This is a genomic window from Pseudomonas peradeniyensis, from assembly GCF_014268935.2.
In the GTDB taxonomy this organism is placed as follows: Bacteria; Pseudomonadota; Gammaproteobacteria; order Pseudomonadales; family Pseudomonadaceae; genus Aquipseudomonas; species Aquipseudomonas peradeniyensis.
The window spans coordinates 59,443-73,602 of the sequence record NZ_JABWRJ020000001.1 but is presented as its reverse complement, the minus strand read 5'-3'; the positions used below and the strand labels follow the sequence as shown (position 1 = coordinate 73,602).

The 14,160-nt window shown below is 61.7% G+C and carries 14 protein-coding genes; 1 reads left to right on the top strand and 13 read right to left on the bottom strand.

Going from position 1 to position 14,160, the window contains the following annotated elements; translation table 11 throughout:
• Nucleotides 1-2 precede the first annotated feature (2 nt).
• The 10 genes from HU751_RS00255 to HU751_RS00210 form a co-directional block, all read right to left on the bottom strand.
• The gene (locus HU751_RS00255) at nt 3-1,436 is read right to left on the bottom strand and encodes a TadA family conjugal transfer-associated ATPase (RefSeq protein ID WP_186734155.1); all 1,434 of its coding nucleotides are present in this window, start codon (nt 1,434-1,436) and stop codon (nt 3-5) included.
• Between the two features lie 3 nt (nt 1,437-1,439).
• Entirely contained in the window at nt 1,440-2,657 is a 1,218-nt protein-coding gene (locus tag HU751_RS00250; RefSeq protein WP_186734154.1) for an AAA family ATPase, read from the bottom strand.
• The gene (locus HU751_RS00245; RefSeq protein ID WP_186716038.1) at nt 2,651-3,154 is read right to left on the bottom strand and encodes a TadE/TadG family type IV pilus assembly protein; all 504 of its coding nucleotides are present in this window, start codon (nt 3,152-3,154) and stop codon (nt 2,651-2,653) included. The genes HU751_RS00250 and HU751_RS00245 overlap by 7 nt, the downstream gene beginning before the upstream one ends.
• Nucleotides 3,154-3,624: a TadE/TadG family type IV pilus assembly protein gene (locus HU751_RS00240; protein WP_186734153.1), complete on the bottom strand. Its 471-nt coding sequence runs from the start codon at nt 3,622-3,624 to the stop codon at nt 3,154-3,156. Before HU751_RS00240 ends, HU751_RS00245 begins: the two co-directional genes overlap by 1 nt.
• Before the next feature lie 8 nt (nt 3,625-3,632).
• A complete protein-coding gene (locus HU751_RS00235; protein WP_186734152.1) occupies nt 3,633-4,973 on the bottom strand; it encodes a TadE/TadG family type IV pilus assembly protein in 1,341 nt (446 codons plus the stop codon).
• A gap of 92 nt (nt 4,974-5,065) precedes the next feature.
• A complete protein-coding gene (cpaB, locus tag HU751_RS00230) occupies nt 5,066-5,881 on the bottom strand; it encodes a Flp pilus assembly protein CpaB (protein ID WP_186734151.1) in 816 nt (271 codons plus the stop codon).
• Nucleotides 5,882-5,897: 16 nt separating this feature from the next.
• Nucleotides 5,898-7,223, bottom strand: coding sequence for a DUF8689 domain-containing protein (locus HU751_RS00225; protein WP_186734150.1), 1,326 nt, complete (start codon nt 7,221-7,223; stop codon nt 5,898-5,900).
• 14 nt (nt 7,224-7,237) lie between these two features.
• On the bottom strand, nt 7,238-7,756 hold the full coding sequence (locus HU751_RS00220) for an A24 family peptidase (protein WP_186734149.1): 519 nt from the start codon (nt 7,754-7,756) through the stop codon (nt 7,238-7,240).
• 29 nt (nt 7,757-7,785) lie between these two features.
• Nucleotides 7,786-7,977 carry a Flp family type IVb pilin gene (locus HU751_RS00215; protein WP_186716029.1) on the bottom strand — a complete coding sequence of 64 codons (192 nt, stop codon included), beginning with the start codon at nt 7,975-7,977 and terminating at the stop codon, nt 7,786-7,788.
• Nucleotides 7,978-8,585: 608 nt separating this feature from the next.
• Nucleotides 8,586-8,777 carry a Flp family type IVb pilin gene (locus HU751_RS00210; protein ID WP_186716028.1) on the bottom strand — a complete coding sequence of 64 codons (192 nt, stop codon included), beginning with the start codon at nt 8,775-8,777 and terminating at the stop codon, nt 8,586-8,588.
• A 333-nt stretch (nt 8,778-9,110) separates the two neighbouring features.
• Between HU751_RS00210 and HU751_RS00205 the strand changes: the two genes are divergently transcribed.
• Nucleotides 9,111-9,989 (top strand): response regulator transcription factor, encoded by an 879-nt coding sequence (locus HU751_RS00205; protein WP_186734148.1) that lies wholly within the window; start codon nt 9,111-9,113, stop codon nt 9,987-9,989.
• Nucleotides 9,990-10,056: 67 nt separating this feature from the next.
• On the opposite strand, the gene HU751_RS00200 is transcribed toward HU751_RS00205, so the two are convergent.
• From HU751_RS00200 to rho, 3 genes are all read right to left on the bottom strand, one after another.
• Complete coding sequence (locus HU751_RS00200; RefSeq protein WP_186734147.1) at nt 10,057-11,025, bottom strand: CDP-6-deoxy-delta-3,4-glucoseen reductase; 969 nt, start codon at nt 11,023-11,025, stop codon at nt 10,057-10,059.
• Nucleotides 11,025-12,491, bottom strand: a complete 1,467-nt coding sequence (ubiD, locus tag HU751_RS00195) for a 4-hydroxy-3-polyprenylbenzoate decarboxylase (RefSeq protein WP_186660587.1) — start codon at nt 12,489-12,491, stop codon at nt 11,025-11,027. The genes HU751_RS00200 and ubiD overlap by 1 nt, the downstream gene beginning before the upstream one ends.
• Nucleotides 12,492-12,689: 198 nt before the next feature.
• Nucleotides 12,690-13,949, bottom strand: coding sequence for a transcription termination factor Rho (gene rho, locus HU751_RS00190; protein ID WP_011536308.1), 1,260 nt, complete (start codon nt 13,947-13,949; stop codon nt 12,690-12,692).
• Between the last annotated feature and the right edge of the window lie 211 nt (nt 13,950-14,160).

Below are 14,160 nucleotides of genomic sequence, written 5' to 3'. Positions count from 1 at the left end.
GTTCATCCCTCCATCCAATCGGGCCGGAACAGGCTCAGTGGCAGTTCGATGCCGCGCTTGGCCAGGACCTCGCGGAACGCGGGAACCATGCCCGTGGGGCGGAACTCGCCGAGGACTTCACCGCGTTCACCGATACCATTACGCACGAACGAAAAAATCTCGGTCATGGTGATGATCTCGCCTTCCATGCCATTGATTTCCTGAACGCTGATCAAGCGCCGCGTGCCATCCTCCTGGCGCTCCAACTGGATGACCACACTCAGGGCAGAAGCGATCTGTTGGCGCAGGGCCTTGATCGGGAAGGTCGCACCGGTCATCGAGACCATGTTCTCGATCCGCCCCAGGGCATCGCGCGCGGTGTTGGCGTGGATGGTGGTGAGCGAGCCGTCGTGGCCGGTGTTCATCGCCGTCAGCATGTCCAGCGCCTCGGCGCCACGCACCTCACCGATGACGATACGGTCGGGGCGCATGCGCAAACTGTTGCGCACCAGGTCGCGCTGGCTGACCTCGCCCTTGCCCTCGATGTTCGACGGACGGGTTTCGAGGCGTACCACATGAGGTTGTTGCAGTTGCAGTTCGGCCGAGTCCTCGATCGTGACGATCCGCTCATTGTGGGGGATGAAGCTCGACAGCACGTTGAGCATGGTGGTCTTGCCGCTACCGGTCCCGCCGGAGATCAGCACGTTCATGCGCCCGCGCACGATGGCCTTGAGCATCAGGGCGATCGACGGCGTAAGGGTGCCCATCTTCACCAGGCTCTCGGTGTTGAGCAGGTCCACGGCAAAGCGCCGGATCGACATGCTCGGCCCGTCGATGGCCAAGGGCGGAATGATGGCGTTGACCCGCGAGCCATCCTTGAGCCGTGCGTCCACCAGTGGTGACGACTCATCGATGCGCCGGCCCAGACTGGAAACAATACGGTCGATGATGTTCAACAGGTGGTGATTATCGCGAAAATGCACATCGGTTCGTTGCAGCTTGCCAAAGCGCTCGACGTACACCGAGTCGGCACCGTTGACCAGAATGTCCGATACACTGTGATCGGCCAGCAACGGCTCCAGCGGGCCGAGACCGAGCACTTCGTCGGTGATCTGCTTGATGATCAACTGCCGGCTGCTGGCGCTGACCGGCGCCGAGTGCTCGTCGAGCAGGCGCTGGCAGATGTCGCGGATCTGCCGCGAGGCGTCGCCCGGTTCCAGGGAGTCGAGCAATGACAGGTCCATGACCTTGAGCAGCAACTGATAGATCTTCTCCCGCCACTCGGTCTCCACCTGGTTGAGCTTGGTCCGGGTCTCGTAAGGCACATCCGGTATCGCGGCCTCCCAGGCCATGAGTACGCTGTCGCAGCTGGCACTGTCCGGCTGCGTCCCCTGCCCGTCTGCCGGGGCGCTCTTGCCGGCCTGCTGGCGCAGGCGATTACGAAAGTCGCTGAGCATGGTTCACCCTCCGAACAAACGGCCAAAGGTACGTTTAAACAGGCCCCGCTCGCTGGCCACGACCCCGATCAGGTCCTGGCTCAACTCATGCAGACTGACAGTCACCGCAGCACGTGGCGCATGCACCTCCAGGGGCACGCCGGTGTTCTGGCTTTCGTTGACCGCCGAATAGTCATTGGGCAGCTTGTGCACATTGCTGCAGCGCATGGCATCGCTGATGTCCTTGAGACTGACGGGAGAGGCTTTGTTGTAGCGGTTGACCACCACCTTCAGGCGATTGCCTTGCACGCCTAGGTCGTTGCGCAGGATGTGGGTCAGCCGCGTGCCATCTTTGAGGTGGCTGAGGCTTTGTTGCACCACGATGTAGATCCGGTCGGCCTGCTCCAGCGTGACCCCCGTGAGGTGGTCGATCTGCCGCGGCAGGTCAACCACCACCCAGTCATAGGTGTTGCGCGCCAGGCGCAGCAGGCTTTCCAACTGCTCCAGGCGAACGTCCTGGGCCAGGCACAACTCGCCCGCGCGGCCACTGAGCACATGCAGGGTCGGGCTGAAGTGACTGCAAAAGCCGCGCAAGGCGATGCTGTCCAGCTCATCGATCTGCTTGAGCACCTCCATGTGGCAGTGCTGCGGCAACACATCCAGGCTGTGGGCCACCGTCCCGAACTGCAGATCCAGGTCCAGCAGCAACGTACGCCCGCCTCGCACGCTGAGTTGATGCGCCAGGTTGCAGGCCAGCATGGTCGCGCCTGAGCCACCCTTGGCGTTCATCACGGCGACCAGCTTGCCCCCGGAGCCTTGCTCGGCATGGGCTTCCATCACCATACGGTTGATCGCCGCCGTCAGTTCGTCGGCGGCCACCGGCTCGGTCAGAAAATCCCGGGCTCCAGCCTGCATTGCCAGGCGCATACCCTCGCGCTCGTCCAAGGGGCCGCACACCAGCAACGGTGGGCGCTCCTTGAGCGGGTGCTGAAGCAATGCGGCCAGTTCCTCGCGCCACAGGTGGCTGACACGCAGCAGCAGCAGGTCAGGCATCTGCTCCAGCCCGAACAAGGGGTCGGTGTGGCCATTGCTAACCAAGCGGGTGGTGACATTCAGGTTGGGCAGGCACTGGCTCAGCGCTTTGAGCTGGTTCAACGCGCCCCCGTCACGGCCACTGATCAACAGGTGCATACCGGGATTCTCAGTCACACCGGTGGTGGGTGCTTCTTTGGTCATTAGCATGGCGTAATCTCCGGGGTGACGCCCGCCTCGGGTTGCCGACCGAGGCTTTCACGCGGCACGGTCGACCTGTACACCGGCAGGGTGAAGCCCCCACCGAACCCTGGAATCAGCAGGTTGAAAGTGAAGTTGCTCAGTTGCAGCTGGATGTAGCGAATAGCGCGAAAGCCGCTGGCGCTGCCGAGGTCGTCCGGGTTGGCGACCACCGCGCCATTGGCGTCCAGATACACCAGACTGAGGTTGGCGGTGGCCAGGTTGCCGATCAGGCTGCTTTTGCCGCTGTTGTCGGCAGCATTGAAAATCGCCCGGCGCAAGATCACCGGATCACGGATATCGCACACCGCCGCCAGGCGCGCACCACGACGTACGCTCTCGTTGAGCGCGTTGACGGTGAAATACAACCGGCCTACCTCCAACACGCCGAACAGCAGCGTGAACAGCACCAGGCCGGTAATGGCGAATTCAACGACATACATCCCGCGCATACGCTGCTTATTCATCACAAGGCCCTCATCACCACAGTCGAGGTCAAGGTCAGGCCGAGCGGCACGCTCTGGCCGTACAACGCTGGTATTGCGCTACCGATTACCGGCACGAAGGTGTAGCTGATGCTGACCTGGACATGGTCGGTACCCACGGCCTGCACCGTGACCTTGTCGGTGGTCAGTCCCGGGACCACGGGCGGGTAGCCGCTGGGGTTGGCCGGCACGCCGTAGACCGCGACGCTTCGCGTCTTGGACACGAGGTCGGCACTCAGCGAGAGCTTGCCCAGGGTCGGGTTCCAGGCTTGACCGGAGACGAAGCGTCCGGCATCGCGGCTGGCCTGCATCAGGCTGTTGTACTGGAACAACATGCGACCGAACTCGCCGAAGGCGAACAACAACAGCAACAGCAGCGGCAGCGTGATCACCATTTCCACCATCGCCAGCCCTCGCTGGGCCTGCGCAGACCTGCATCCGCGGTGTCCCATGAGACCTCCTAGGAGTCGGTGCTCGGCGTCTGGTTGTTATCGATGTAGGTCTTGTACAGCTGGATGATCTGCGGACCGGTGTCGCTGGCTGGATGAGGGCCGGGCACATTGTCGCCATCACACTGCTTGACGAACTGGCCGAAGATTTGCGCCGAGCCGCCCTGCTGCGACTCCGGTTGCAGCACGAAGTAACAGCCAAAGCCCATTACCGGAATCGAACTGGCCCCATCGTTCTTGCCGGAGCAATCACCGACCACCACCTTGAGAATCCGCCGCTCGAATGCGCCATTGCTCTGGCAACCACCCGCCGAGCCGGACGCACAATCGGCGGAGGCCTGCGCCCAGTCGTTGTAGTCGTACAACGCACCACTGGCGGTGGCGAGGTTGCCGTTGGTCGAGGTCACCGACTGGTTGTTGTACTGGATCTGCGCTGGTGAACCGTTGTAGGTGAACGACTTGCTGTTGACCGTAATCACCAGGTCTGGCGGATAGTCGGCCGCGCTGAGGTTGCCGGTATACTGGTTGAAGCGAGTATTGAGGCCTTGGGCCGAAGGGCCGACGGTGTTACCCGGTTTGGTCTGCACGTTGTCGCCAACACGGTTGCACTGCTTGATGCCTCCCGCCAGTCCGTCCCGGACCGTGTTGCCCCCGGAACCGAAGTCAAGCAACTGAAAATTACCCGGGCCAATGCTCGAACTGTTGTTCGCCGCCGTTTTCAACACCTGCAGGTCACCGAAGCGAAACCCCCAGAACAGCCCATTGCCGGGGTCGTTCTTGGTTGGGTCGCCACACACCAGCAGCGGGGTCAAGTCGCAGGGACTGGCGGGGCTGGGACCGGCGGTGGCCACGGCCGCCACGGCCTTGGACGGGGCAGCGCCATTACCGACCGCCTGCAACATGCCCCAGAAGAACCCGCTGAGCGGGTAATTGGGCACCGACACCCGCACATACCGTGCATTGGCAGGGCCAGGGAAAGAGAACGGTCCGTAGACACTGGCAGACAGCTCCACCGTGGCGAAACCGCTTATGTCGTTGCCAATGGCCTTGGCCAGTTCCTGGTTGCCATCGGCGTTGGCATTGCGCGCCAGCGTGTCCCTGGCAGCGGCTTGGGTGGTGCTGGCGGAGCCGGTCGCACCGTACACCTCGCTCAGTTTCTTGGCCCCGCTCAGGGCAGCGGCATCGACGGCATTCTGCAGCCGGGCCTTGTTCACCAGCATGTGACTACCGTCCAGCGCCAGGGCCCCCATCAACAGGATGGCGGCCAGGGCGATCACCACCAGCACGAGAGCCGTGCCCCGCTGATGCCGCGGGCATCTGTGCAGCGGCTGTCGAATATGCGCGTTCATCATTCAGACCCTCCAGTGCTACCGACCTTGTCCTGCAGGGTGTCGGTACACGACGCCGGTAACTCGGCGTGGCTGTCAGCGATTGCGTCCGGCGGCTACATCTGGGTGTTGACGACATTCACCTCGATACCGCGAATCACCGTGATACCGCTGGGGCCAGACACACTCTTGCGACGGACGATGGGCTTGACCATCGGCACCGGCGCCACTGGCTCAGCCTGGGCCAGCGCCACCGGCTCGGCGGGAACCGGCACCTTGTTGTTGTCGAGCGGGTTGCGCAGGGCCAGCTGCAGTTTGCCGTCGGTCATGCCCTTGACCAGCAGTTCCGCCTGGGCAGGGGTCATTTCCAAGGTCACCGCACGCACCACCACTGGCTGGGTTTTGTCGGTGCTGGCCGTCTGGTCCACGGCCAGCACGCGCAGATCCTCCAGAATGGTGCGCGACTCGGCATTACCGGTACCGCCGACCTGCCTGGTCGCCAGGACATCGACCCGGTTGCCCGGCAAGAGGAAGCCACCAACGCCAACCACGTCGTCAACCCGCACCGAGATCGCCCGTTTGCTCGGTTCGATCAGCGAGGACAGCGTGCTGCCGCCCAAGTGCTCGGCCAGGCGCGCACCACGCAGGATGTCGCCGCCGAGCATGGCGAAGGTGGCGATCTTGCCCACGACCTTTTCGGTGGCATCGAAGGCGTCATCCGGTATCGCGTCCTTGGGCATGCGTACCAGCGTCACCTGCTGCGCCTCGACCATCTGCCCGAACGGAATCTCTACCGTGGCGACCACCACATTGCGCTGACTGTCATCGGCGCTGGCGTTGAGCCGGGCACTGAGCCAGGTGTTGGCCATCCACGCAGCGCCCAATCCCAGGATCAAGGACAAGGCAATCAAGATGAAAGTACGAGAGCTCATGCCGGTATCTCCTCACCTATCCAAGAAAGTCGAACTGTACGAAGTAGTTGGTCCAGGCCCACTTCACCTCCTGCGCCGACAGCGGCCCGGAGCCACCCTGATAGCGTTGGCGGTCAAGGGCCATGCTCAGCAAGTCACGGGGATGGCACGGCACCAGTGGCATGTTCTCGGCGCCGTACAACGCCTCCAGCGCGAAATGCAGTAGTCGCGGATCGAAGGCCAGACTCAACCGCTCGCACTCCTGGCGCCAGATACGCTCGTATTCCTCGGGTTTCAGGTAGCCGAACTGCAGCTTGTAGCCAATTCGCCGCAAAAACGCTTCATCGGCCAACTCCAGCGGATTGAGGTTGGTCGAGAACACCAGGACCAAGTCGAACGGCAGCTCGCAGTGCCGCCCGCCGCCGAGGTTGAGAAAGTCGCGCTTCTCTTCCATCGGCACGATCCAGCGGTTGAGCAGCTCGGCCGGCGACATGCGCTGCCGGCCCATGTCGTCGATGATGAACAAGCCATTGCTGGCCTTGAGCTGCAACGGCGCCTGGTACTGACGGGTGAACGGGTCGTAGCGCACATCCAACTGCTCCATGCTCAGCTCACCGCCGGTGATCACCAGCGGGCGCATGCAGCGAAGCAGTCGCCGGTCGATCCCTTCGTCAAGCAGCAGGGTGTTCTGCTGATCATCCTGATCATCCAGGCAGCGGTGTACCTGAGGGTCGTAGATTTCGATCACCGACTCGTTGACCGCAATGGCATACGGAACCCAGATCGCTTCATCGAACAGGCGCGCCAGACGGCTGCTGACATAGGTCTTGCCCGTGCCCGCCGGCCCGTAAATCATGATGGCGCGACCCGAATTGAGCGCCACGCCCAGTTGATCAAGCATGCCTTGCGCCAGAACCACCCCTTTGAAAGCCTGCTGCATGTCCTGTGCATTGATCTGGCCGTGATGGATGGTCTGCACCTTGAGCAGCGCCCGGTACTGACTGACCGGAAACGGCGCCGCACCGATATAGCCGCTGCGTGCCAAGGCGTCGCGGGCGGCGCTGCGACCGCGCTCGGTCAACCCATAGCGCAATGTCTGGCCACCGTTCTGGCCGAGTATTTCGATGCGACCGTCCTTGCGCAGCGAGGTCAAGACCTCTTCAAGCACCGCCCCCGTCAGTGCCAGACGTTCCACCAGTCGGGGCATGTCCAGCACGCCTGCATCGTGCAAATGCTTGCAGACCAGGTCACCGAGCAGGTTTTCCGCCAACCCGGTTTCGCGCACGGTACGCGGCTGCGGGGCCAAGCGCTGCACAAGTTCGCGCTCGTCGTGAATGGTGTCACTCTTGTCGGCGGCGTCCATGGTGTTCTCCTGACTTACTGGCCGAAGGGCAGCCAGAAGACGCTGGTCAAGGTGCCAAGCAAGACCGCAACTGAATAAGGAAAGGGCTTGCCTGCCACCTCATCGACCGCTGGCGCCATATAGGCCCTGGCTCTGAACATCAACCAGTAGCGCCCCACGGTCTGCTGTACCTGCCCCCGCGCAAGGACGATCAAGAGTCCGCAAAGCGCACCGGCAATCAGGCTGAAAAGCGCGGCCCACAGGGCGTCGTGCGGGGTGAGAAAGGCACCGACCATGGCCATGAGCTTGACGTCACCGGCGGCCATCCCGCCAAAGGCATACATCGGCAGGAATATGGCAAAGCCGATCGTCATGCCCAAGGCCCAGTGGCCCAAGCCAAGGGCGCCCAGAATGGAGACCTGGCTGGTCAAGCCCAGGGCAAGGCCAAGCAGTACCAAAAAGTTAGGGATACGGTGCCAGCGCAGATCGCTCAGCACCGCAGTACCCAGCAGCCCCAGCAACGTTGCAATGACGATCGACTGCTCGATGCCCATGACTGCGACCCTCGTTGGATGCTATGGCCTCAGCAAGTCTTGCCCTGGACAGCGCAGCCCAGGCTGGTAATGGCGGTTTTCACGTTGCCGCCCAGGGTGATGAACGCCGCAACGGCACCCAGCGTGATCAGCCCACCGGCGACGGCATACTCCACGATGGTCAGGCCATCTTCGTCTTTGATGAACTTCGCAACAGAAGTTTTAATTGATTGCAGTTTCATTTCGCTCACCTCACACAATGTTTGTTATCGAGCAACACTTGCCGTGTTGTTGAGTTGAACAGTAGTCAGAAGTGCACCCTTGGGGTTAGGAGTTTTTTGCTGATCGCTAGGAGTTTTTTGCCCCTGTCATCACACGCTACAAACGATGCGACTTGCGGCCTGGACACTTGGCAGCGCGTTCGTAAATGACTCATCCCCGTTACCCTGCCCCCACCCAGCGGATGAAAACACCGCGCCAAGCCATCCTGTCGAGCAATAGGCCTCGAAATGGCCAGAATGGTCATGTGTCTATCGTGATTCGATCTATTGGGAAGTGGTACAGCGACGATACTGGTCAGCGAGGAGAAACCATTCAGGAGCGCAATCGCGACAGTGCAGTCCGACTTGCCAGGAGGTGGGGTTGTTTGAATGCTCGGTACGCGCATGCCTCTGGCCTGCAGAGACACACTGATGCGTTGTCCGAACCGGACCGTGATTGGAGAATCAGGCAGAGTCTATCCATGATGCGCTTTTGTCCCCACGACGCATCCCTCGGGTGCCCCGTGGTTCCTCCTTATCAGGCCCCGCTGCGAATGCTCACGACGGGGCCGAAAACGCACGTGGACTGCCTAGCACGTGGTGCCTTTAACGGCACAACCGAGACTGGTGATGGCGGTACTCACATTGCCGCCCAGTGTTATGAAAGCCGCGACGGCACCCAGGGTGATCAGACCACCCGCTACCGCATACTCCACAATCGTCAGGCCTTCTTCGTCCTTGATGAATTTCAGCACCGACAGTTTCATCGATTGAATATTCATTCTGTGCACCTCATATAACATCGATCTACCGAGGCGGTTAGTTAGTGTGCCGCCTGTGTGAATCCTAGTCAGCTAGAATCACGGAGGGTTAGGAGTTTTTTGTCGATGGGTAGGACTATTTTGCAGCATGCCCTGAACACGCCAAGCAACTCACCACCAGAAATAGTTCTTTGACATTATTTAGTTAGTAGTAACAAACGCTCTGCCAGCCCTTCACCTGCGAGGACTGTAATGGATGAACGGCATCGTCAAAATGGCAACTCGCAATGAGCAAGCACACGGAGTGCGACGCGCGTCGTACGAGGACGCAGGGAACGCAACAGGAATACCAGGATGAAGTCCGCATCGGCCAGCCCGCCCCACCTGCTGTGGTTTGATCTCACCCGAGACCGATCGGCCGAGCTGTTGGTTGCGCAGTTCCGTCCGACCTGCGACTGCCGTATCGCCAAGGTCGCCGCATTGTCCGAACTTGATGTCGATGGCACGCCCCAACCGAACATGATCTGCATCCACTACGATCGCCCCGACATGCCCGGGCTCAACCTGCTGCTGGAGATCAAGCGCAAGGCGTCGTCCATACCAATCGCCATGTTCACCGTGCAGCACTCCGAGGAGCTTGCCGTGTGGGCCATGCGCTCCCGGGTCTGGGAGTACATCGTGTTACCTCTTTCCAACAAAGAGAAGCAACGTTTTCTACATGCGCTGGAACAGCTCTGCGAGCTGCGCCGCAGCATACAGTCCAGCGGCAACAAGACACAGGTCGAGCATGGTCCCGCGCTGCCGGACAGCATCCGCCTGACGAACGAGCACCACAAACACCAGGCGCTCAATGACGTGCTGCTCTACATCGACCAGCACTTTCGCAGCGAAATCGACCAAAAAGCACTGGCAAAACGTTGCGGCATGACCGCCTTCCGCTTCAGCCGGCTATTCAAGGAAGTCAACGGACTGGGCTTCATGGAATACCTGCTGAGCAAACGCATGGACTGCGCCAAGGAGCTGCTCACCAACAGTCAGATGCCTATCACCAGCATCGGCTACGGCGTCGGGTTCAAGGACCCGTCATACTTCGCCCGCGCCTTCAAGCAATTAGTCGGTTGTACCCCTAGCGAATACCGCCAGGCGCAACACGCCGACGCTGCGACGGCATCGCCATTTACCGAAGACTTGTCAGAGGTTGTCGAAAGCCTTCAGCAGCTTGCCAATCGCTGAATGAACCGCTCGCCGAAACGACGGCGTGCAAGCCCCGACCCGCTGACTTGCTCAAAGATAAGTGGCATCACCCCCGCGGCGCGTAGGCAAACACGTCGGCACGCATGCGGTGGGCATCCATGCCGGCCTCGACCAACGCATCAAGGGTGGCGTAGACCATGTTCGGCGAGCCGCTGGCATAGACGTGCACCTGGTTCAGGTCGCCGATGTCCTCGCACACCGCCTCGTGCAACAGGCCGCAGCGCCCTTCCCAGCCGCACAGGTCGCTGACCACCTTGTGCAGGAACAGGTTGGGCAGGCGCTGCCACTCGTCCCAGTGCTCGATCTCGTAGAAGTCCTCGGGCCGGCGCACGCCCCAGTACAAATGCACCGGATGCTTGAACCCCTGGGCGCGGCAGTGCTCGACCAGGCTGTGCATCTGGCCCATGCCGGTACCGGCGGCGATCAGCACCAGCGGGCCGTCGGGCAGCTCCGCCAGATGGGCATCACCGAACGGCAGTTCGATACGCGCCAGGCCACTGCGCCGCAGTTGCTCGATCAACTGCACGGCGCTGCTTTCCCGGGCCAGCACATGCAGCTCCAGGTCACGGCCACCGTGGGGCGCCGAGGCGAGGGAGAAGGCCGCCTTGTCCATGCCGTCGCGCTCGATCATCAGGTACTGCCCCGCGTGATAGCGCGGCGGCTTGCCGGCGGGCGCGCGCAGGCGCACGCGCCAGACGTCGCCACCGACCTCGACGCATTCGCTCACGGTACAGGCCAGCTTGCGCACCGGCAGCTCGCCCAGGGCCAGCACACCATCCCACAGCAACACGCAGTCCTCCAGCGGCTCGGCGATGCAGGTGAACAGTTCACCGTGATCGCGGACTTGGCCTTCCTGGCGAACACTGCCCTCCACCAGCAGCGCGGCACACACATGGCAGTTGCCATTGCGGCAGCTGCTTGGGCATTCGTAGCCCAGGCGCCGCGCGGCATCCAGAATCCTTTCACCCGGTTCGACCGCCAGTACCGCCCCGGAAGGCTGCAAGGTTACCTGCATCAATCTATTCCCAACTGGTCCCACAGCTCATCGATACGGCGGGTGACGGCCTCGTCCTTGACGATGACCCGGCCCCATTCGCGTGTAGTCTCGCCCGGCCATTTGTGCGTGGCATCCAGGCCCATCTTCGACCCCAGGCCCGACACCGGCGACGCGAAGTCGAGGTAGTCGATCGGGGTGTTGTCGATCATCACCGTATCACGCTTGGGGTCCATGCGCGTGGTGATGGCCCAGATCACATCGTTCCAGTCGCGGGCGTTGATGTCGTCGTCGGTGACGATAACGAACTTGGTGTACATGAACTGTCGCAGGAACGACCACACACCCAGCATGACGCGCTTGGCGTGGCCTGGATACTGCTTCTTCATGGTCACCACCGCCATGCGGTACGAGCAGCCTTCCGGCGGCAGGTAGAAGTCGGTGATCTCGGGGAACTGCTTCTGCAGGATCGGCACGAACACTTCGTTCAGCGCCACGCCGAGGATCGCCGGTTCATCCGGCGGCCGGCCGGTGTAGGTGCTGTGGTAGATCGGTTTCTGCCGGTGGGTGATGCGCTCGACGGTGAACACCGGGAAGCTGTCCACCTCGTTGTAGTAGCCGGTGTGGTCACCGTACGGGCCTTCCGGGGCCATCTCGCCGGGGTGGATGACCCCTTCGAGGATGATTTCGGCGGTGGCCGGCACCTGCAGGTCGTTGCCACGGCACTTGACCAGCTCGGTGCGGTTGCCACGCAGCAAGCCGGCGAAAGCGTATTCGGAAAGTGTGTCCGGGACCGGGGTCACGGCACCGAGGATCGTCGCCGGGTCCGCGCCCAGGGCCACGGCCACCGGGAACGGCTGGCCGGGGTGCTTCTCGCACCATTCACGGTAGTCCAGCGCGCCGCCACGGTGGCTCAGCCAGCGCATGATCACCTTGTTGCGGCCGATCACCTGCTGGCGGTAGATGCCCAGGTTCTGGCGATCCTTGTTCGGCCCGCGGGTGACAGTCAGGCCCCAGGTGATCAACGGCGCCACATCGCCCGGCCAGCAGTGCTGGATCGGCAACTGGCCAAGGTCGACGTCGTCGCCCTCGACCACGATTTCCTGGCACACCGCGTCCTTGACCACCTTCGGCGCCATGGACACGACCTTCTTGAAGATCGGCAGTTTCGACCAGGCGTCCTTCAGGCCCTTCGGCGGCTCGGGCTCCTTGAGGAATGCCAGCAACTTGCCGATCTCGCGCAGTTCCTCGGTCGATTCGGCGCCCATGCCCATGGCCACCCGCTCAGGGGTGCCGAACAGGTTGCCCAGCACCGGGATGTCGAAGCCGGTGGGCTTTTCGAACAGCAACGCCGGGCCCTTGGCGCGCAGGGTGCGGTCGCAGACTTCGGTCATTTCCAGTACAGGGGAGATGGGAACCTGGATGCGCTTGAGTTCACCGCGCTGTTCCAGGCCACGGATGAAGTCGCGCAAATCGCGATACTGCATGCAAGGGCCTCGTGTTGGGCGTATCGGTCGGGGGGCAGAGTGTAGCGCCGTTCACTACTCAATAGCCAAAAATGACTTGGGGCCGCTTCGCGGCCATCGCCAAACCGGCTCCCACAAGTCGGTGTGATCCTGTGGGAGCCGGCTTGCCGGCGATGGTTTTCATGAAAAAGCAGCCCCAGTCAGTTCCGGTGTCGAAGCTTACTTGCGCTTCATCGACAGGAAGAACTCATCGTTGGTCTTGGTCTGCTTGAGCTTGTCGACCAGGAACTCGATGGCGGCGATCTCGTCCATCGGGTGCAGCAGCTTGCGCAGGATCCACATGCGCTGCAGTTCGTCGTCGGCGGTCAGCAGCTCTTCGCGACGGGTACCGGACTTGTTGATGTTGATGGCCGGGAACACACGTTTCTCGGCGATACGACGGTCCAGGGGCAGCTCCATGTTGCCGGTACCCTTGAACTCTTCGTAGATCACTTCGTCCATCTTCGAGCCGGTCTCGACCAGCGCGGTGGCGATGATGGTCAGCGAACCGCCTTCCTCGATGTTACGCGCGGCACCGAAGAAACGCTTCGGCTTCTCCAGGGCGTGGGCGTCGACACCACCGGTCAGCACCTTGCCGGAGCTCGGGATCACGGTGTTGTAGGCACGGGCCAGACGGGTGATCGAGTCGAGCAGGATGACCACGTCCTTCTTGTGCTCGACCAGGCGCTTGGCCTTCTCGATGACCATCTCGGCGACCTGCACGTGGCGGGTCGGCGGCTCGTCGAAGGTCGAGGCGACCACTTCGCCGCGCACGGTGCGCTGCATTTCGGTCACTTCTTCCGGGCGCTCGTCGATCAGCAGGACGATCAGGTGGCACTCGGGGTTGTTACGGGTGATGTTGGCCGCGATGTTCTGCAGCATGATGGTCTTGCCCGCTTTCGGCGGGGCGACGATCAGGCCGCGCTGGCCTTTGCCGATCGGGGCGCACAGGTCGATGACGCGACCGGTGAGGTCTTCGGTGGAACCGTTGCCGGCTTCCATCTTCAGGCGCTTGTTGGGGAACAGCGGCGTCAGGTTTTCGAAGAGAATCTTGTTCTTCGCGTTTTCCGGACGGTCGAAGTTGATGGTGTCGACCTTCAGCAGCGCGAAGTAACGCTCGCCTTCCTTCGGTGGACGGATCTTGCCGACGATGGTGTCGCCGGTGCGCAGGTTGAAGCGACGGATCTGGCTGGGCGAAACGTAGATGTCGTCAGGGCCGGCCAGGTAAGAGGCATCCGCCGAACGCAGGAAACCGAAACCATCCTGGAGAATCTCCAGCACGCCGTCACCGGAGATCTCTTCGCCGCTTTTCGCATGCTTTTTCAGCAGGGCGAAAATCACGTCCTGTTTGCGCGAACGGGCCATGTTTTCGATGCCCATCTGTTCGGCCATTTCCAAAAGATCGGTAATCGGCTTTTGCTTGAGTTCTGTCAGGTTCATAAGGGGAGTGACGTAATCATGTAAGGAAGGGAGAAATTAAGCGTTGGCTTAATGAGGCCGCGCCGCTAGATGGCGACAGGATCGCGTACTGATTCGAATTAGGGATGCTTCGGCGACGGCGTGCAGAGGGCACTGGAGAAGCAGTGCGAGGCCGAATGTAACACTTGCTTTTTTCGACGTCTAGTGGTTTTGGCCACCGTTTTCCGGGGCT